This is a genomic window from Streptomyces nigrescens (assembly GCF_027626975.1).
Lineage (GTDB): Bacteria > Actinomycetota > Actinomycetes > Streptomycetales > Streptomycetaceae > Streptomyces > Streptomyces nigrescens.
Genome location: NZ_CP114203.1, coordinates 3,837,392 through 3,857,532 on the forward strand (window position 1 = coordinate 3,837,392; position 20,141 = coordinate 3,857,532).

General features: G+C 74.7%; 12 protein-coding genes. 7 read left to right on the top strand and 5 right to left on the bottom strand.

The genetic code is table 11. The features are described 5' to 3' along the window. Positions 1 to 20: 20 nt before the first annotated feature. From STRNI_RS17115 to STRNI_RS17145, 7 genes are all read left to right on the top strand, one after another. Entirely contained in the window at positions 21 to 317 is a 297-nt protein-coding gene (locus STRNI_RS17115; protein WP_381284956.1) for a hypothetical protein, read from the top strand. Next, positions 314 to 700 (top strand): GPW/gp25 family protein, encoded by a 387-nt coding sequence (locus STRNI_RS17120; RefSeq protein ID WP_018089569.1) that lies wholly within the window; start codon positions 314 to 316, stop codon positions 698 to 700. The genes STRNI_RS17115 and STRNI_RS17120 overlap by 4 nt, the downstream gene beginning before the upstream one ends. Next, positions 697 to 3,894 carry a putative baseplate assembly protein gene (locus tag STRNI_RS17125; protein ID WP_277411535.1) on the top strand — a complete coding sequence of 1,066 codons (3,198 nt, stop codon included), beginning with the start codon at positions 697 to 699 and terminating at the stop codon, positions 3,892 to 3,894. The genes STRNI_RS17120 and STRNI_RS17125 overlap by 4 nt, the downstream gene beginning before the upstream one ends. Beyond that, positions 3,891 to 7,673, top strand: a complete 3,783-nt coding sequence (locus STRNI_RS17130; RefSeq protein WP_277411536.1) for a putative baseplate assembly protein — start codon at positions 3,891 to 3,893, stop codon at positions 7,671 to 7,673. Before STRNI_RS17125 ends, STRNI_RS17130 begins: the two co-directional genes overlap by 4 nt. Further along, positions 7,670 to 9,844 carry a hypothetical protein gene (locus tag STRNI_RS17135; RefSeq protein ID WP_277411537.1) on the top strand — a complete coding sequence of 725 codons (2,175 nt, stop codon included), beginning with the start codon at positions 7,670 to 7,672 and terminating at the stop codon, positions 9,842 to 9,844. The genes STRNI_RS17130 and STRNI_RS17135 overlap by 4 nt, the downstream gene beginning before the upstream one ends. A 204-nt stretch (positions 9,845 to 10,048) precedes the next feature. Further along, positions 10,049 to 11,674 (top strand): DUF6519 domain-containing protein, encoded by a 1,626-nt coding sequence (locus STRNI_RS17140; RefSeq protein ID WP_277411538.1) that lies wholly within the window; start codon positions 10,049 to 10,051, stop codon positions 11,672 to 11,674. After that, positions 11,674 to 12,579, top strand: coding sequence for a peptidoglycan-binding protein (locus STRNI_RS17145; RefSeq protein ID WP_274737711.1), 906 nt, complete (start codon positions 11,674 to 11,676; stop codon positions 12,577 to 12,579). The genes STRNI_RS17140 and STRNI_RS17145 overlap by 1 nt, the downstream gene beginning before the upstream one ends. 134 nt (positions 12,580 to 12,713) lie before the next feature. Here the strand turns inward: STRNI_RS17145 and STRNI_RS17150 are convergent, their stop codons facing one another. The 5 genes from STRNI_RS17150 to STRNI_RS17170 form a co-directional block, all read right to left on the bottom strand. Beyond that, positions 12,714 to 14,108, bottom strand: a complete 1,395-nt coding sequence (locus STRNI_RS17150) for a hypothetical protein (RefSeq protein ID WP_277411539.1) — start codon at positions 14,106 to 14,108, stop codon at positions 12,714 to 12,716. Between the two features lie 94 nt (positions 14,109 to 14,202). Beyond that, positions 14,203 to 15,075 (bottom strand): hypothetical protein, encoded by an 873-nt coding sequence (locus STRNI_RS17155; RefSeq protein WP_277411540.1) that lies wholly within the window; start codon positions 15,073 to 15,075, stop codon positions 14,203 to 14,205. A 133-nt stretch (positions 15,076 to 15,208) separates the two neighbouring features. Then, positions 15,209 to 16,525, bottom strand: a complete 1,317-nt coding sequence (locus STRNI_RS17160; protein WP_277411541.1) for a VWA domain-containing protein — start codon at positions 16,523 to 16,525, stop codon at positions 15,209 to 15,211. Next, a complete protein-coding gene (locus STRNI_RS17165; RefSeq protein ID WP_277411542.1) occupies positions 16,522 to 18,954 on the bottom strand; it encodes a DUF5682 family protein in 2,433 nt (810 codons plus the stop codon). The genes STRNI_RS17160 and STRNI_RS17165 overlap by 4 nt, the downstream gene beginning before the upstream one ends. Further along, a complete protein-coding gene (locus STRNI_RS17170) occupies positions 18,951 to 20,105 on the bottom strand; it encodes an ATP-binding protein (RefSeq protein ID WP_018089578.1) in 1,155 nt (384 codons plus the stop codon). The genes STRNI_RS17165 and STRNI_RS17170 overlap by 4 nt, the downstream gene beginning before the upstream one ends. Between the last annotated feature and the right edge of the window lie 36 nt (positions 20,106 to 20,141).

The window sequence follows — 20,141 nt, forward strand, 5'->3', positions numbered from 1 at the left end:
GCTGCCCGCACGGAGGCCGCGTGTTATCCACCGCGGCCGCCGGGGCGGGCGCAGGGGTGCGGATCGACGGCGCGCCCGTGGCCACCACCGCGGACCTCTTCACGGTCAGCGGGTGTCCGCACTCCGTCGGCGGCCGGCCGCAGCCCTGTACGAGCGTCCGCTGGACGCCGGCCGCGGGCGAGGACGCCGTACGGGCCGACGGGGTGCCGGTACTGCTGGACACGACCGCGGCGATGTGTTTCAGCGCCGGGCCGGTGCCGCAGGGCCCGCCGGTCGTGGCGTCCGTCCAGCAGGGCCAGGGGGTGTCGAGCCGATGAAGGCGGTGCGGACGGTACGTACCGAGGTGGCCTTCCCGTTCCGGGTCGACCGGCGGGGGCGCACCGCGCATGCGGATCACGAGGCGCATGTGCGGGATCTGATCGAGCAGTTGCTGTTCACCGGCCCCGGCGAGCGGGTGATGCGGCCCGACTTCGGGTGCGGGCTGCTGGATCTCGTCTTCACCCCGAACAGTCCGGAGCTGGCATCCGCGGTGGAGCTCTCGGTCCAGGCCTCGCTGCAGCGCTGGCTGGGCGAGCTGATCGAGGTGGAGGCGCTGGACGTGGTGAGCGAGGACCAGGTCGTACGGGTGTATCTGCGCTATGTCGTGCGCTCCACCGCGAGCCGGCGTGACGACGTCTTCGAGGGGCGGGGCCAGGGATGACGGAACGGCGCGGCACGGCAGACGGGCCGGTGTGCCCCGCGGACGGGCGGCGCGGGCGGGTCAGGGCGGCGCGGCTCAACGGGATCGATGCGGTGGAGGTGGCCGATGACGGGGTGACGCTGACCGTCACCTTCCTCGGCAAGGCACCGCACGGGCTGTGCCCGGAGAACATCCGGATCGACGGCGGGCGGCGGATCACCGGTATCGGGGTGCGGGAGATCTCCGTCGAGCGGGAGGAGGACCCCGAGCTCGACGACCGGCTGCTGGTCGTCCTCGACCGGACCGGGGACACCTCGCGCTACCAGCTGTCCGTCGTGGAGACGGATGCGTACGGGCGGCCCGGCAGTACCCCGTACGAGGGCTTCGACCAGCGGTACTTCCGCGCGGAGTTCTCCTTTCACCCCCACTGCCCCAGTCCCTTCGACTGTGTGGACGAGGAGCCCGCGGACTGCCCGGGGACCTTCGGGCCCGCCCCGGTCACCGACTACACCGCGCGCGACTACGACACCCTGCGCCGGCTGGTCCTGGACCGGCTCCGGCTGACGACCCCCGACTGGGTGGAGCGCAACCCCGCCGACCTGGGGATGACGCTGGTCGAGCTGCTGGCGTACACCGCGGACCAGATCAGCTACCAGCAGGACGCGGTGGCCACCGAGGCGTATCTCGACACCGCCCGCCGCCGGGTATCCGTCCGGCGGCACGTCCGGCTGATCGACTATCCGATGCACGACGGGTGCAGCGCACGGGCCCTGGTGACCGTGGAGCCGACCCGCGAACTCACCCTGTTTCCGGGGGAGTTCCGCTTCGCGGCCGTCGACATCAGGACGCACGGCCCGCGCGACCGGCCGGAGACCGGGACGGTCCTCGACGACCGGGATCTGGCCGTGCTCGACGAGCGCGGTGCGGTGGAGGTCTTCGAGCCGGTCGCCGGGGCGCCGCTCGTCGTACGGCCCGAGCACACCGCGATCCGCCTGTGGACCTGGGGCGGGGAGGTGTGCGTGCTGCCGAAGGGCGCGACCTCGGCGACGCTGCGGGACGCATGGACGGACGAGGCGTGCGAGCGCCGTGCGCTCCGGCTGTCCCCCGGCGATCTGCTGCTGTTCGAAGAGGTCAAGGGGCCGCGTACCGGCACCCCCGGCGACCAGGACCCGGCGCACCGGCAGCCGGTCCGGCTGACCTCGGTCACCCCGGCCGTCGACCGGCTCGACGACCAGCCGGTGCTGGAGGTCACCTGGGCGCCGGAGGACGCGCTGGCCTTCCCGCTGTGTCTGTCGACGCGCGGCGGCCGCGACTGCGCACCGGTCGAGGACGTGAGTGTGGCGCGCGGCAATGTCGTGCTGGTCGACCACGGGCGGTCGCTGACCTTCGGTGCCGGGGCGGAGAGCGCCCCGGAGACCGTGACCGTGCCGCCCGACCCCGCCGTGCCCGGTTCCTGCGATCCGCCCGCCTTCGGCTGCGGCGACCGCAAGGACAGCGGCAATGCCCCGGCCCGGCTCATCGACGCCCTGCTGGAGAAGACCAGTTGCCACCGGGCGCTGACCGCCGACGACCTCCGTGAGCTGTGCACGGTCGTCGGCGCGGAGGCGACCGCCCGGGCCGGGCTCGGTCTGGAGCCGGCCGGGCAGCGGCGGACGGGGGCACCGTCCGGCGGGGAGAAGGTCGTACCCGGCACCGTGCACGCGCAGGCCGAGGCGCTGCGTACGCTCCTCGCGCAGTCCGTCTACCCGGGCCTCGTGCCCCGGTTCCGGCCCGTGCTGCCGCGCTCCCCCGTCGCCCGGACCGTGCCCTGTCCGCAGCCCGCGCAGGTGGCCGCGGGGCAGGCCGACCGGCTGGCGGGCCTACGGGAGCGGGTGCGGGCACGGCTGGTGGAGCTGTGGCGCAGTGCCCGGGACCACGACGGGCTGTCGGAGGCGGAGATCACCGAACTCACGGTGCTCTTCGGCCTCAAGGTCCTGGAGCGGCTGGAGCTGCGGCGGCATCCCGTACGGGCGCTGCGGGAGCTGCTGCACCGCGGGGACCGGCTGCTGGCGGCCAAGCTGCGGCGCCTGGAGGTGCTGACCGCGCGGGCCCGTGCGGGCACGGTGCTGGACGGGAGGATCGCCTGGGAGATCGCCCACAGCTGGGGCCCGGACCATGCGGTGGGGCTGCATCCGGACGAGCCGGTGCTGCACGGCCCGGCCGCCGCCCTGCTGCCCGACCCGCGCGCCGCGCTCCCCGCCGTACGCCTCCAGGACGGCGAGCACAGCTGGACCCCGCGCCGCGATCTGCTCGACAGCGGCCCCCGCGACCGGCACTTCGTCGGCGAGCTGGAGGACGACAAGCGGATCGCGCTGCGCTTCGGTGACGGACGGTACGGCGCCCGCCCCGCCCCCGGCAGCCGCTGGGAACTCCACTACCGGCTGGGCGGCGGCACGGCGGGCAATGTCGGCGCCGAGGCCATCAACCACCTGGTGCTGAGCCGGGATCCGGCGGCTTCGGACGCCGGGGAGCCGCTGCCGGTGGCGGGGGTGCGCAATCCGCTGCCCGCGGCCGGCGGGACCGGTCCTGAGCCGCTGGAGCAGGTGCGGCAGCTCGCACCGCTCGACCTCCGGCGGACCCGGCTGCGCGCCGTGACCGCGGCGGACTACGCGGAGCTGGCGGCCGCGCTCCCGGGCGTCGGCCGGGCGGCCGCGGAGATCCGCTGGACCGGCAGTGTGCAGGAGGCACATGTGGCCGTCGACGCGGCGGGGACCGGCGAGCCGGGCGCGCCGCTGCTGGAGTCCGTCGCCCAGGCGCTGGAGCGCTACCGGCGGATCGGGCACGACCTGGTCGTCGGGCCGGCCCGGACGGTGCCGCTGGACATCGCGATCGAGGTCTGCGCGGAACCGGGACATCAACACGGGCAGATCCTGGCCGAGTTGACGCGGGTCCTCGGCAACCGGCGGCTGTCCGGCGGACGACTGGGCTTCTTCCACCCGGACGCGCTGACGTTCGGGGAGCCGGTCCGGCTGAGCCGGCTGACCGCGGTGGCCGCGGCCGTAGCGGGCGTGCGGAGCGTACGGGTGACCCGGCTGCAACGGCTGTCCCATCAGGACAACGGAGAACGGGAGGACGGTGTGCTGCGGATCGGCCCGCTGGAGATCGCCGTGTGCGACAACGACCCGGAGCGGCCGGAGAACGGCCGGCTGGTCATCGAACTCGGAGGTGCCCGATGAGTGCCTCCCGCTGTGGTTGCGGCTGCGGGGGCGGCAGCGACGAACGCCGCGCCCCGGACGCCCTCCACAACCCGCCGGGGCGTACGTCCCTGGACTACCGTGTCGGCGATTACGGCTCCTTCCTGGCCGCCATGCTCGACCGGCTCGCCTCCCCCGCGTACCCGGCGCTGCGCGGACTGACCGTCCGCAGTCCCGACGACCCGGCGATCGGACTGCTGGACGCCTGGGCGGTGCTGGGTGACGTCCTGACCTTCCACAGCGAGCGGATCGCCGACGAGGGCTATCTGCGGACCGCCCACGAGCACCGGTCACTGGCCCTGCTGGGGCGGCTGGTCGGGCACCGGCCACGGCCCGGGGTCGCGGCCGGCACCCACCTCGCGTACACCCTCGACCGTGACCCGCGGGCCGAGGATCTGCCGGTGGTCGTCCCGCGCGGCTCGCGCAGCCACAGCGTGCCCGGCGCGTCCGGCGAGGAGTCGCAGACCTTCGAGACGGACGAGGACCTGACCGCCCGCTGGGCGTGGAACGAGCTGAAGGTCCGCCGGCGCCGCCCGGCCCTGCTCGTCGCCGAGGATCTGGCCCGGCGCGCGGAGGTGTTCGTCGCCGGGACGTCCACCTCCCTGCAGACCGGGGACCAGCTGCTCTTCGACTTCGGCAGCTCACGGCTGCTGCTGCCGGTGGCGAAGGTACGCATCGACCGGGACGAGGACCTCACCGCGCTCGGGCTGCCGCAGTCCGCGCCGCCCACCCTCAAGGAGCTGGTCGACGAGCTGCGGCAGTGGATCACCGAACCGGCGGACGGCGGCGATCCGGACGACCCTGCGGAGGACCGCCCCACCCCCGCGACCCCCAACCCGCGGCCCGTCAGCAAGCTGATCGAGACCTTCGACCGCCAGGTGCTGGCCCCGCTGCGCACGGACCTGGACGGGGCGGCCGGCAAGAATCCGGCGGCGTTCGCCGAGCGGCTCACCGGACCGCATGAGCGGCTGGCCGAGGCGCAGGTGCTGGCCGCGCCGTACGAGGCGGTCGCGGCCTGGTTCGAGCAACTGGCGGCCGTGGTCGGGGAACTGCGGGAGCGGGCGCTGGACCTGGCGCCCGCACGGGCCGTACCGCCGGAGCCGCGGTCCTTCGCGGCGGGCGGCGGCCCCACCGCGGCCCTGCGGGCGCTCGACGCCGTCCTTCCCGCCCTCCGCACCGGGGTGGTGCGCCCACCGTCCGGCGCCCGGCCCCTCGCGAGCGGTCCCGGACCGGGCCCGGCTCCGGGCTCCGACCTGACCGCGCGGCTGCTGGCCGCGCTCGATCCACGGGTCGCCGACGGGATGTACGCGGCGTGGCGGCAGGCGGCGCCGGAGGTGCCGTCGGCGCTGCGTGCGCTGCTGGCGATGCGGGTGACCGCCGCGCCCTTCGGGGCGACCGCGCCGCTCAAGCCCGTCCAGGACGACAAGGGCCGGGTCATCCGGCAGTCCGACTGGCCGCTCACCGGCGGGGTGCTGACCAGCATGCGGGTGGTGTTCGACACCGCCGGCAAGGTGCCGGTGAAGGCGGAGTTCCAGCACATCGAGACCGGCAGTTCGGTGCAGCGCACCGTGAATCTGCCGTCCGACGAGCCCTTCGACCTCGGCCCCGGCCGGATCGAGCTGTCCACCCGCACCGGCCCGGACCACGATCTGAGCTGGCTGGGCCGCCGCCCGTCGGACGCGCAGGAGTCCGGGGTCACCGCCCGGCTGCTGTCCGGTCTGCCCGAGCGCACGCTGTCCGTGGCCCGCCCCGACGACGGGGGCCGGATCGCGGTCGCGGTGCGCAACGGCCGGACCGAGACCTGGCACCTCACACCGGGCGAGCAGCACCAGATCCGGCACGGCGAGTACGAGGTGACCGTACGCCGCACACCGGGCAGCGAACCGCCCGCCGTGGAGATCGGCATCGCGACGGTCCCGGAGGCCGCCAACCGCTCGGTGCTGCCGCTGGATTCGGTGCAGGACGGCATCACGGTCGGCAGCTGGGTCGCCATCCGGCGGCCCCGTAAGGGCGCGGACGGGCCGGACGGCATCCCGGGTGACCGGAAGCTGGCGTTCGTCACGACCCGGGTGACCGCGGTCCGTACCGCTGCCTACACCCAGTTCGGCATCACCGGGCGCGGTACCGAACTGACCCTGGCCGACCCCTGGCTGGACGAGCACGATGTGCTGCTCTCCGCGATCCGCGACACGACCGTGTACGCGGGCGGCGAGCCGCTGCGCATGGCGGACGAGCCGCTGGGCGAGGACGTACACGGCAACGAGCTGGAGTTGGCCGAGCTGTATGACGGTCTGCTGCCCGGCCGTCGCCTCGTCGTCTCCGGCGAACGCACCGACATCCCGGGACCGGCCGGGCTCCGCGGCACCGAGCTGGCCGTGATCGCCGCGGTCGAGCAGCGGCTGGACCCCGAACTGCCGGGCGACCACGTCCACACGGTGCTCACGCTCACCGCGGACCTGGCCCACCGCTACCGCCGGGACACCGTCCGCATCCAGGGCAATGTCGTGCCCGCCACGCACGGCGAGAGCCGGGACGAGCCGATCGGCAGCGGCGATGCCGCGCGCGCCCACCAGACGTTCGCCCTCTGGCAGTCACCGCTGACCTGGCTGCCGGACGACAGTCCCCTGGGCGCCGCCCCGCAGTTGGAGGTGCGGGTCGACGGTCTGCTGTGGCACCCGGTGGACAGCCTCGCCGGGCGGGGGCCGCGGGAGCGCGTGTATGTGCGGGGGACGGCGGGCGACGGCCGGACCACGGTGACCTTCGGCGACGGGGTCCACGGCGCCCGGCTGCCGAGCGGCCACGACAACGTCCGGGCCCGCTACCGGTTCGGCACCGGCCGGGCGGCGAATGTCGCGGCGCACCGGATCACCCAGGCGGTCTCCCGGCCGCTCGGGGTGACGGGGGTGACCAATCCGCAGCCCGCGAGCGGCGGTGCGGACGCGGACGGGCCGGGGCTGACCCGGCGCACCGTACCCCTGGCCGTCTCCGCGCTGGACCGGCTGGTCTCGCTCGCGGACTACGAGGACTTCGCCCGCTCCCGGGCCGGTATCGGCCGGGCGTCGGCCCGGGAACTCTTCGACGGGCGGCGGAAGGTGCTGCATGTGACGGTCGCGGGGGTGGACGACACCCCCCTCGCAACGGACGCGGAGGTGCTGCGGGCGCTGCGGTCCTCACTGGCCGAGTACGGCGATGCCCGGCTTCCGGTCCGGGTCGACGTCCGCGAGCCGGTACTGCTGCTACTGAGGGCGAAGGTGAAGGTGGCGCCCGATCACTCCTGGCCGCTGGTCGAACCCCGGCTCCGGCGGGCGCTGTGGGCCCAGCTGGGCCCCGACGGGCGGGAGCTGGGGCAGTCCGCGCAGCTGTCGGAGGTGCTGGTGGCGGCCCACTCCGTGCCCGGTGTCGACCATGTGGACGTGGACGCCTTCACCGGCGTACCGGCGTCCGTCACCCCGTCCGAACTCGCCCGGCTGGCCGACCAGTTCGACGGCCCGCCCCGCTCCTCGGTGCCGGCCCGGTTCGCCACGTTCGACGAACGGGTCCACGAGGTCACCGCGGACGGCGGGGAGACGCTGACCGCGATCGCCGCCCGCTACGGCATCACCCTGGCCGCACTCCTGCGGCTGAACCCCGATATCACCGACACCCGGCCGCTGCCGAAGGGCCGCGCGGTATGCGTCTTCCGCGGCATCCGGCCGGCCCAGCTCGCCCTGTTCTCCCCGCAGGTCGCGGACACCCTGATCCTCACGGAGGTGACCCGATGAGTACCACCCGAGAGCCGGACGGGCTCGCGGAGCTGCTCCCGCAGTGGCACCGGCTGCGCGACGCGGAGCACGGCGAGCCGCTGCGGGCGCTGCTGGCGGTGATCGCCGAGCAGGTGGACCGGGTACGCGACGGGGTCGCCCAGCAGTACGACGACTGGTTCGTGGAGACCGCCGCCGCCTGGGTCCTGCCGTACCTCGGCGACCTGGTGGGCTACCGTCCGCTGCCCGGCTACGAGCGGGTCCTGGCGACCGGGCTGCGGGACGGCGGGCTGCCGGACTCCTCCCGGCGGCGGCTGGCGGAGGCGCTGGCGCCGCGCCGCGACGTGGCGGCGACGGTCGGCAACCGGCGGCGCAAGGGCACCCTGCCCCTGCTGGAGGAGCTGTCGGAGTCGGTCGCGGGCTGGCCGGCCCGGGCGGTGGAGCTCTCCCGGCTGGTCGCCCATCAGCAGCCGGTGAAGCTGTACGGGGCGGGCACCGGGGCCGACGCCGCACGGCGGCGCGGGCGCGGCCGGCTGGTGGACGTACGGGACGGCGCGGCGCTGGACCTGGCAGGCGGGCCGTTCGGGACGGTGGCCCGCTCGGTGGATGTACGGCGGGCCAACTCCCCGCGCAGACAAGGTGGTTACACCCCTGCCGGGGTCGGGCTGTTCGTCTGGCGGCTGAAGCCGTACTCGGTGACCCGGGCGCCCGCGTACTGCATCGACCGGGCCCGCAACCTCTACACCTTCTCGATCCTTGGCAATGACACCCCGCTGCTGACCCGCCCGGAGCCGGAGCCGTCCGCGGCGCATATCGCCACCCTCGACAATGTGCCGGCCGTGATCCGCCGGCGGCAGCTGCACGACCGGCTCGCGGACTACTACGGGCCCGGGAAGAGCCTGGTGATCCGCCGGGACGGCCAGGAGGCGCCCGTCCCGCTGTCCGACATCGTCGTCGCCGACCTGAGCGACTGGCGCTACCGGCCGAAGCGCGGGCAGATCGCCGTCGACCCGGAGCTGGGCCGGATGGCGTTCGGTGCGCGCTCGGCGCCGCGGCAGGGCGTATGGGTGGACTACCACTACGGGTTCGGGGACGACCTGGGCGGCGGCGAGTATCCGCGGGAGCGGGCCACCGCGCCGGACGCCGCCGTCTATCAGGTCGGGCCGCACCGGCCCTTCCAGCGGATCATGGACGCCTACACCGCCTGGCAGCACGACCGGCGGGCCGGGCACTGCGGCCCGAACGGCATCATCGAGATCACCCACAGCGGCGCCTACCAGGAGCAGCTGGACTTCGATCTGGACCCCGGCGACCGGCTGGAGCTGCGCGCCGCCGAGGGCACCCGTCCCGTCATCCGGCTGCTCGACTGGTACAGCAACCGGCCGGACGCGCTCAACATCCGGGCCCGGGAGGAGGATTGCGCCCCCGGCGACCGGCCGCGGATGGTGCTTGACGGGCTGCTGGTCGCCGGCCGCGGCCTCCATGTCAGCGGCCCGATGGGCTCGTTGGTACTGCGGCACTGCACCCTGGTGCCGGGCTGGTCGCTGGAGCCGGAGTGCTCCCCGCACTCCCCCGAGGAGCCGAGCCTGGTGCTGGACCGGACGAGGGCCTGTGTCGAGATCGACCGCTGCATCCTGGGCACCATCGAGGTGGTCGGCGACGAGGTGAGCACCGATCCGCTGGAGGTCCATCTGCGCGACAGCATCCTCGACGCCACCGGGTCCGCGCGCACGGCGCTGTCCGCGCCGGACTGCCGGCATGCGCATGCCGTGCTGTCCGTGCACCGCAGCACGGTCATCGGCGAGGTGCACACACATGCGGTGCGTCTCGCCGAGAACAGCATCTTCACCGGGCAGCTGCGGGTGGCCCGCCGCGGCATCGGCTGTCTGCGGTTCAGCTACGTCCCGCCGGGGTCGCGCACCCCGCGCCGGCACCGCTGCCAGCCGGACCTGGCGGGCCCCGAAGGCGCGGAGCGGGTGCGGCCACAGCTGCGCGCCGAGCGCTACGGGACGCCGTGGTACGGGCAGTTGGCGGCGGGCCGTACGGACACGATCCGGCGCGGTGCGGAGGACGGCGCCGAGATGGGCGCGTACCACGATCTCTACCAGCCGCAGCGCGAGGACAGCCTGCGGGCCCGGCTGGCGGAGTACACACCGGCGGGGAGCGACGCGGGGATCGTGTTCGTGACGTGAGCCCGCTGTTCTGTGACGTGAGCCCGCTGTTTCGTGACGTGCGCCCGCCGCCCGTTCGCGGGGCGAACCGCCGGCCGTCCCCCCGCGCCCCCGGCGTGCCGGGGGGACCGCCCGCGCCGCACCACCACCGGGGCCTGCCGCGCCGCTCCGGCCGTCCGAGCGACTCCGACCGTCCGCACATCCCGTCCGAGGGGGACCCCTTCCATGCACGCTGATCTCTCGCGCCTCACCCACCGGCCGGAGCGCCACTACTCCGCGGTCGTCGCCCAGCAGGGCAGGGTGCAACTGGACGCCGACGCCAATGAGCAGACCGCGATCCAGCTGTTCCAGGCCCGTACGCTCGCCGCCGACCTGATCGGCCCGCACGGCGGGCCGCGCGGCGCCACCGGCTTCCGGATCGCCCTGCGCGGCGGCAGCCGTGAGCTGGACGACCTGGTCATCGGCGGCGGCCGCTACTACGTGGACGGCATCCTGTGTGACGCGACCCGCCCGCAGCCCGGGGTGCCGGTGCCCGCGCACGGCACGGCCGACACCGGCAAGGAGGGCAAGGAGGGCCAGGACGGCGGCGACGGCGAGCCGGCCGCGCCGCCCGCCACCTGGACGTACTGGGACCAGCCGGACGGCTTCCGGGACCCGGAGCGGCCCGGCGACCGGCTGCCCACCGCCTTCCCGTATCTGGTCTATCTGAAGGTGTGGGAGCGGCTGGTGACCGCGGCGGAGGACCCGGCGCTGCGCGAGGTCGCGCTGGGCTCCGCGCTGCCGGACACCGCGGCCCGCGCGAAGGTGGTGTGGCAGGTACTGCCGCTGCCCGCCGCCGCGTTGGGGCTGGACTCCGGCGACCCGACGGTCGACGAGGTCCGCGCCGCGTTCGCACGCTGGGCGGAGCAGGCGGCCGCGCCCGGCTCCCGTCTCGCGGCCCGCAGTGAACACCCCGGCGCCGCGGACGACGAGCCCTGCCTGGTCGCCCCGGACGCCCGCTACCGGGGCCCGGAGAACCAGCTCTACCGGGTCGAGGTGCACGACGGGGGCAGCGCGAAGGACGCCACCTTCAAATGGTCCCGGGAGAACGGCTCGGTCACCTTCCCGGTCGACGGACTCGACGGCACCTGGGCGGAGTTGGCGACCCTGGGCAGCGACGACAAGCTGGATCTGGACGTCGGTGACCTGGTCGAGTTCGTGGACACCGGGTACACGAGCCGGGGCGAGGCGGAGCCGCTGCTGCGGGTGGAGGAGGTCGATCTGCCGGGCCGCCGGGTGCGGCTCTCGGGCGAACCGGCACCGGGCGTGGGACGGCGGCCCGAGCTGCATCCGTTCCTGCGCCGCTGGGACCACCACGAAAGCAGCCGGCGGACGAGCGGGCGCGGCGCCCGGGACGGCCGGCTCCGGCACGGCGCGCTCCCGGTCGAGGAGGGCGGCTGGCTGCCCCTGGAGGACGGTGTCGAGGTCTGGTTCGCGCCTGGCGGCAGCTACCGCACCGGCGACTTCTGGCTGATCCCGGCACGTACGGCCACCGGTGGAGTGGAGTGGCCGACGGACCCGGCGCGCCGGCCGCTGCTGCAGTACCCGTCCGGAATCGCGGTCCACTTCGCGCCGCTGGCCTGGATCGCCGGCGAGCAGACCGAACCCGATCTGCGGCTGGCCTTCCGCCCGCTGGCCGCGAGCATTCCGGCCGCGGACGATGCGGCGCTGGCCGCCGAGGAGGAGGCTCGGGCGGCGGAGTCGGGTGATGCGTCGTACGGCTCGCCGTACGACGCGTCGGGTCCGGCGCCGAGCAGGTCGCAGACCACCGCCGCGGCGGAAGCCGCTGTCGACGAGGAGGGAACCGCCTGATGGCCACCCCATTGACCGCGAGCCGGCTGCTCAAGGCGCTGCGCGACGAGGGCCTGGTGGTCCACGAGGTCCGCAGCTGGCGCACGCACAACCGGAACGCGAAGGGCCCCTGGGGCCCGATGCACGGTGTGATGATCCACCACACCGCCACCGAGGGCACCGACAGCTCGGTGGACCTGTGTTACGACGGGCGCTCCGATCTGCCGGGGCCGCTGTGTCATGGCGTGATCGACAAGAAGGGCGAGGTCCATCTCGTCGGCAACGGCCGCGCCAACCACGCCGGGCTCGGCGACCGTGACGTCCTGCGGGCGGTGATCAACGAGGACGCGGAGCTGCCGAAGGACAACGACGCGGACACCGACGGCAACCGTCACTTCTACGGCTTCGAGTGCATCAATTCCGGGGACGGCAAGGACCCGTGGCCCGAGGAGCAGCGGATCGCCATCGAGAAGGTGTCGGCCGCGATCTGCCGGGCGCACCGCTGGAGCGAACGCTCGGTGATCGGCCACAAGGAGTGGCAGCCCGGGAAGGTCGATCCGCGCGGCATCGTGATGGGCGACCTGCGGGGCCTGATCAAGAAGCGGCTGGCGAAGGCGGCGGAGGGCGCGCCGGACGCGGACGGCTCGGAGCAGGTGCCGCCGAAGCCGCAGCATCCGCCGTACGAGCCGTTCCCCGGACGGGACTTCTTCCGGTCGGGGGCCCGCAGCCCGGTGATCACGGCGATGGGCGAACGGCTGGTGGCCGAGGGCTGCGGCCACTACAAGGACGGCCCCGGCCCGGAGTGGACCGAGGCGGACCGCACGTCGTACGCGGCCTGGCAGCGCAAGCTCGGCTTCCGCGGCAAGGATGCGGACGGGGTGCCGGGCCGGGTCAGCTGGGAACGACTGCGGGTGCCCAACTCGTAACTCACGACGGCTTGTTGGCTCTGGATACACCAAGGCCGGGCGGCCCTCCCCCACAGAGGTCCGCCCGGCTGTTCATGGGTGTTCCGGCATCGGCCGCCGCCGCGGCCGAGGAGCCGGTGGTGTCAGCCTGAGACTCAGACGGCCTGGACCGGGAGGGCCGGCAGCGCCGGGATGTTGGCGGCGTTGGTCAGGTCGGCCAGGTCAGCAGGCACGGCCGGAACGGCAACGGCGTCGGTCAGGTTGGCCGGGACGGACGGGATGGCGGGCACGGCCGGGGCGGCCGGGGCGGCCGGGGCGGCCGGGAGGGCAATGGCGTCGGTGACGTTGGCGGGGACGGACGGGACGGCAGGCACGGCCGGGACGGCGTCCGTCACGTTGGCCGGAACCGCGGGCACGGCCGGGACGGCGGGCACGGACGGGACGGCGGGCACGGACGGGACGGCCGGCGCAGCCGGAACCGCGGGCACGGACTTCACCGGGGTCAGGCCCTGCACACCGGTGGCGGCCTGGCCGGCGGTGCCCCGCGCGTCGGTCACGACCACGGTGGCCAGACCCTGCGCGAACGGGGTGGCGTCCGTGGCCGCGCCCTGGGCGAACGCCACCGCGTCGGTTGCCTTGCCCTGCGCGAACGGCACCGCCTTGGCGGCCTGCCCCTGCGCGAACGGCACCGCGTCGGCCGCGGCACCCTGCGCGAACAGCTGCGCCTGGCCGCCGACGACGGTCACGAACGGGGTCGCCTGGCCGGCCGCGTCACCGGCGAGCTGACCGGCACCGCCGACCGCACCCTGGGCGACCGGCACGACCTTGATGACGACCCGGCGGGCGACGGGCGGCAGCGCGTCGGCGGCGGCCTGGTCGACAACCGGACGCGCGGTGGCCAGCGCACCCTGGGCCTGCTTCGTCAGCTGCTCGGGGCGGATGCCCGCACCGGCGAGACCGGCCAGCAGGTTGTCGGCCGAGCCAGGGGCCTTGGGCAGCGCGGGAGCCTTGGGCAGCGCCGGGGTGCCGGGCAGGGACGGGACGCCCGGGGTGGCGGGCAGCTTCGGAACGGCGGGCAGCGTGCCGTCCGTCAGGCGGCCGGCCTGGCCGAGGTCGGCACCCTTGGCAGCCTTCTTGACGGTCTTGACGGCCTTCTTGGCCTGCTTCAGACCGGCGGCCTTCCGCACCTCACCGGTGTCCGGCAGACCGGCACCGTTGGCCCGCTTCTGCACACCGTCGAGCGCACCGGTCACGTCGCCGGTCTGCGGCAGCTTGCCGGTGGGCAGCTCCGGGGCCGACACGCCGCCGAGGGCGCCGGTGGCCTTGCCCGCCACCTCGCCGACCGTCTTCTCAGCGGTCCCGGCGGTCTTCTTCGCGGTACCGGCCACGTCGCCGGTGGGCAGCTGGCGGGCGGTGTCGGTGACCGTGCCGGTGGCCGGGAGGTCCGTGCCGACGGGCAGCTCGGCGGCGTTGGCGGCGACGGAGCCCAGGGCCCACAGACCGGTGGTGGCGGCGGCAACGACGATGGAACGGCGGATGGTGGAGCGCATGGTGGTGAAGTCCTTCGAATTCGGAGGGGTTTGACGGGCAGACCTGTCCCGCCCCCGCGCGGCAGGTCCAGTTACAGACGCGGAGCGGTCTGCCCTAGCCCGGGAATTCGAGGATTTCTTCGGCACGCCGACGCGTCGGAGCGCCATCGGCCGTGCGGACGCCACCGGGCAGCAGCCGGAAGCGCATGGGGTCCGCCGTGACGGCGGCGTACTGGTCCCCGCCACGGGGGCCGTGGCCGTCCCCGGCGGTGTGCGAGGCGGGTGCGACCGGGCCCTGCGGGTACTGCCCCGGAAGGCCGTCGTGGCCCGGGTCCCGCTGCTCGTGGGCGGTGGCCGAGGGGCCCTCGGAGACCGGCTTGCGCAGGTCGTCGAGGGACTGCACCGCGTCGGCGGCGGCAGCGCCGCAGGCCGGGGCAGCGGTCCGCGAACCGGCCGGCCGGTCCTCGCCCGGCGTCCGGCCGTGCTGGTCCGCGCCGCCGTCGCCGGGGTGTTCGCCGTGCTCACCGGACGGGAGGTGGACGGGCAGCGCGGCACCGGCCGACTCCCCGATCTCCCGTACGACGCGGCTCACCGGCTCGGTCACGCGGCCGGTGACCGGTGCGGTCTGCTCGGCGGCGGGCCGTACGGCCCCGGCCACCGCGTCGGACGCGGCGTGGGTGCGCTCGGCGGCCTTCGCGTCGGAGGCCTCACCGCGCTGCGTGACCGCGGAGCCGGAGCCGGAGAGCCGGTTTGCCCCGTCCCGGGTGGCGGCCCGGTCCGGGGTGGATGCCTCGGCCGCGGGCCGTGCCGGGGCCGAGGCCCCGGGCAGGTCCGCGTTTCGCGTGCGGTCGTCGGCATGGGCGCCGGGACCGAAGGCGAAGCCGAGGGCGACGAAGCCCACCAGGAAGATCCCGGCCAGCAGCGCACGCCGCACGGCCACCGTGCGCGGAAGGCGCACGACGGCAGGCAGGGCGAACACAGCAGACAAGGGGGACCTTCCCATACGGACGGGGACACCCGGGGAACCGGTCCTCGGTGTCACGCGCGTCGCGGGCGATCGAGCGATGAGCAGATACTTGCATGAGAAACCAGGTGCCACGCAAGTCCCCCGGGGATACCTGTCACCGTTGCTCCGCCATGTCCGGTATGGGCAGCGGCCGTTTCTCGATCGCGGCCGCCATCACGTCCGGGAACAGGTCCGGAGTGCAGGCGAACGCCGGTGCGCCCAGGGCCGCGAGGGCCGCGGCGTGCTCACGGTCGTAGGCGGGCGCCCCCTCGTCGGACAGCGCGAGCAGGGTCACGAACTGCACTCCGGACGCCTTCATCGCGGCGACCCGCTTGAGCATCTCGTCCCGGATGCCGCCCTCGTAGAGGTCGCTGATGAGGACGACGACGGTGTCGGCGGGGCGGGTGATGCGGGACTGGCAGTAGGCGAGCGCGCGGTTGATGTCCGTGCCGCCGCCGAGCTGGGTGCCGAAGAGGACATCGACCGGGTCGTCGAGTTGGTCCGTCAGATCGACCACCGAGGTGTCGAAGACGACCAGCCGGGTGTCGAGGGTCCGCATGGAGGCCAGCACCGCGCCGAACACCGAGGCGTAGACGACCGAGGCGGCCATCGAACCGGACTGGTCGATGCAGAGCACCACGTCCTTCTTCACCGACTGCGCGGCGCGGCCGTAGCCGATCAGCCGCTCTGGCACGACCGTGCGGTACTCGGGGAGGTAGTTCTTGAGGTTCGCCCGGATCGTGCGGTCCCAGTCGATGTCGCGGTGGCGCGGCCGGCTGATCCGCGCGGAGCGGTCCAGGGCGCCGGTGAGGGTGGCGCGGGTGCGCTGCGCCAGCTTCTTCTCCAGCTGTTCGACGACCTTGCGGACTACGGCGCGGGCGGTCTCCTTGGTCGTCTCCGGCATGACCTTGTTGAGCGACAGCAGGGTGCCCACGAGGTGCACATCCGCCTCGACGGCCTCCAGCATCTCCGGCTCCAGCAGCAGCGCGGACAGCCCCAGCCGGTCGATGGCGTCCCGCTGCATCACCTGCACCACGGACGACGGGAAGTACGTACGGATGTCGCCGAGCCAGCGCGCCACCCCGGGCGCCGAGGCCCCGAGCCCCGCCGAACGCCGGCCGCCGTCGGCCCCCTTGCCGCCGCGGCCCGTCTCCCGTCCGTAGAGCGAGGCCAGCGCCCCGTCCATCGCGGCGTCCCGGCCGCTGAGCGCACACCCCGTCCCGTCCGCGCCGCCGCCACCGAGCACCAGCCGCCAGCGGCGCAGCCGTTCGGCCTCGGAAGTGGGGGCGGCCGAAGCGGCGGCAGGGTCCTCGGCCGGTCCCGGGGCGGGCGTTGCGTGCGTGGTGGGTGTGGTGGGCGTGGCGTGTGTGGTGGGCGTGGCGTGCGTGGCCGCCGTGGTGGTGGCTGTCGGGTCCGGTGTCGTGGTCGTCATGTCCGTGCTCCCGTGAGGTCGTCGGCCGGGCGGGACAACTCCGGTGGGTCGTCGCCGAAGCCGTGCTGTCCGATGCCCAGCAGCATGCGGAGGGTGGGGAGGACGGCCGCGGCACGGTCGCGGTCCAGGCCGGGGCCGAAGCCGGGCACGGCCGCGTCCGGGGCGTCGCCGGCCGGGTGGCGGGGTGCCGTCGCGGGGCCGCGGCGGACCAGCTCACCGAGGGTGCGCCGCACTCCGGACTCGTACTCCGCGAAGGTGCGGCGCAGCAGCGGGAGTACGTCGGTGAAGGCGGCGTCCGGCACACCGGTCAGCCAGCCGTCGACCAGCGCCAGCAGCCGTTCGTCATGGACCAGCAGCATGCCGCCGTCCCCGCCGCCGACGAATCCCTCGATCCATCCGGCGGCGTCGGTGGGCGGGGTGCCCGGCGAGAGGGCGAGCCCCATCAGCCGCTCCGCTCCCCCGTCGCCCAACTCGCCGTCGTCCAGCAGGAGCCGGGTCGCTCGGCCGCGGAGCAGACCCGGCACGGTGTCCCGTTCGCTGACCGCCCGCAGCACTCCGGCCCAGCGAGTCCGCAGCCCGTTCCCTTCGGGCCGGCGCTCGGTATCCGGCTGACCGAGCAGGCCGACGGCCTGGTGGGTGGCGTCGAGATGGCCGCGCATGTCGGCGGCGCCGTCGGCGTCCAGCCCCGGGCAGGCCGGGGGCAGTCCGACGAAGACCCGCTCGGCCAGGCCGGTGGCCACCTCGCGGAGCGCCACGGCGTCCGTGCCGCGCACATCGCCGTAGCGCACGGACCGTACGAGGGCGGGCAGCGCCTGGGCGAGATGGCCCACGTCCGCGTCCAGCGCCGCGCGGTCCGACAGCGCCTGCATCACCACCGGGAGGGCATCGGGGAGTTCGGCGAGCAGACAGCGCTCGGCGAGCGCCGTGACCTCGGCGAGATGGGCCGCCCCGGCGGCCTCGGACGCGGCCTTGGCGGTGGCCGCCGAGAGCACGGTCGTGCCCCAGATTCCGGCCTCCGCGACCCGCACGGCGAGCTCCGGCTCCCAGCGCAGCCGCCAGGTCTCCCGGAAGGTGCCCGTGCTGCCGCGGGAGCGGGTGGGTTCGCCCCAGGGGATGCCGAGCAGCCGCAGGCGGTGGAGCAGCCGGCTGCGCCCGGCGTCGGTCTCCTTGCGCAGGTCCAGCTCCAACTCCCGTTCCAGGGCCTCAGGTTTGAGCCGAAGCGTCCGCTGGCTGCGGGCGATGTCCCGTTGCAGCGGCACCGCGGGGGCGTCCTCCGGGACCTCGCCCAGCACCTCCCCGACCACCAGCCGGTCGTGGATCAGCAGGGACGGGGCATCGGTGCCGTCCCCCATGACGGCGCGCACCGCGTCGTCCAGCTCCGTCAGCCCGGCCAGCGGGCGGCCGCGTACCGTGGCCAGCCCCTCGGCGAGCCGCACCGCTTCGATGACATGCGCCGACGAGACGGCGTAGTCCTCCTCGCGGAGCAGCCCGGCGACCTTGGTCAGCCAGCGTTCGACGGGGCGGTCGGGGGCGCTGAAGAGATGGCCGTACCAGCCGGGTGAGGCGATACCGGCGCCGTATCCGCTGCGGCGGGAGAGCCGCCGGTGTGTCCAGGGCACCCAGGTCACCGCCGCCTTCACCTTCGGCAGGCCCTTGAGCAGCTGCCGGTCGGCGGTCATGGTGGTGCGCTGCGCCAGGGCGGGTACGTGCCAGGCCCCGCACACCACGGCGAGGTCGTCCCCGAACTCCTTTCGCGCGGCCCGCAGCCGGAGCCGCATATGAGCCTCACGCACCGGATCACGGTCATGGCCGCCGTCGCCGTAGGTCTCGCGCAGCGCCGCCATCGCCTCGGCCAGCGCCGCGAACGGCGCCAGCGCGTCCGCACCGGCTCCGCCGCCCCCGCGGTGCTCGACCACGTCCTCCCACCAGCGCTCCGGGTCGTCGTACCCGGCCGTCTCGGCCAGCACCCCGATCGGATCGATCCGCACCTCGGCGGCGCCGGCCCCCCGCTCACCGGCCTCCTGCTCGCCGGCCTCCTGCTCGCCGGTCCCCTCGTCCGCCGTCTCCCCGTCGTCTCCCCCCGCCAGGGAGTGCGCCGCGGGCAGATCGATGAAGCGGACGGGGACGCCGTGCTCCAGCGCCCAGCGCATCGCCACCCACTCCGGGGAGAACTCGGCCAGCGGCCAGAACGCGGCGCGGCCGGGGTCGTCCTGCGCATGGGCGAGCAGCGCGACGGGCGGCCGCATCTCCTCATGGGCGGCCAGCGGCACCAGCTCGTCCGCCTCCGGCGGCCCCTCGATCAGGACCGCGGCCGGAGTGCACTGCTCCAGGGCGGCGCGCACCGCCCGCGCCGAGCCGGGGCCGTGATGACGCACCCCGAGCAGCACCGGCCCGCACCTGTCCGTGGTCCGCCCGCCACGCCCGCTCATGCGCTCACCTCACGGCAGGCGCGGTAGAAGTCCTTCCAGCCGTCGCGCTCGCGCACCACGGTCTCCAGATACTCCTGCCATACGACCCGGTCGGCCGCGGGGTCGCGGACCACGGCGCCCAGGATGCCCGCGGCCACGTCGCCGGAGCGCAGTACGCCGTCCCCGAAGTGGGTGGCCAGCGCCAGGCCGTTCGTCACCACGGAGATGGCCTCGGCCGTGGAGAGGGTGCCGGACGGCGACTTGAGCTTGGTGCGACCGTCGGTGGTGAGGCCGGCCCGCAGCTCACGGAAGACCGTGACGACCCGGCGGATCTCGTCCAGGCCCTCCGGTCCGGCCGGGAGATCCAGCGAGCGCCCTATCTGCTCGACCCGGCGCGAGACGATGTCCACCTCCTCGTCCGGGGTCGCGGGCAGCGGCAGCACGACGGTGTTGAAGCGGCGGCGCAGCGCGCTGGAGAGTTCGTTGACCCCGCGGTCGCGGTCGTTGGCGGTGGCGATCAGATTGAAGCCGCGGACCGCCTGCACCTCCTGCCCCAACTCCGGGATCGGCAGGGTCTTTTCCGACAGGACCGTGATGAGCGTGTCCTGTACGTCGGCGGGGATGCGGGTCAGCTCCTCGACCCGCGCGGTCATGCCCTGCGCCATCGCGCGCATCACCGGGCTGGGAACCAGCGCCTCGCGGCTGGGGCCGTGCGCGAGCAGCTGGGCGTAGTTCCAGCCGTAGCGGATCGCCTCCTCGGGGGTGCCGGCGGTGCCCTGCACCAGGAGGGTGGAATCACCGCTGACGGCTGCCGCCAGATGCTCGGACACCCAGGTCTTCGCGGTGCCGGGCACGCCCAGCAGGAGCAGCGCGCGATCCGTCGCGAGGGTCGTCACGGCGACCTCGACGATCCGGCGCGGGCCGACATATTTGGGTGTGATGACCGTGCCGTCCGCGAGCGTGCCGCCGAGGAGGTACGTCGCGACCGCCCACGGCGAGAGCCGCCAGCGCTCCGGCCGGGGCCGGTCGTCGGCCGCGGCGAGGGCCGTCAGCTCCGCCGCGAAACTGTCCTCGGCGTGCGGCCGCAGTGCCTCGCCGCCCGCGGCTTCCGGCGCCGTCCCGGCCGTCTGATGGATCTGCTCGTCCGTCGTCGTGAGGCTGTTCCCGGACATGGTTCCCCCTCGTCGCAAGGTGTGCGGCCGGCACCC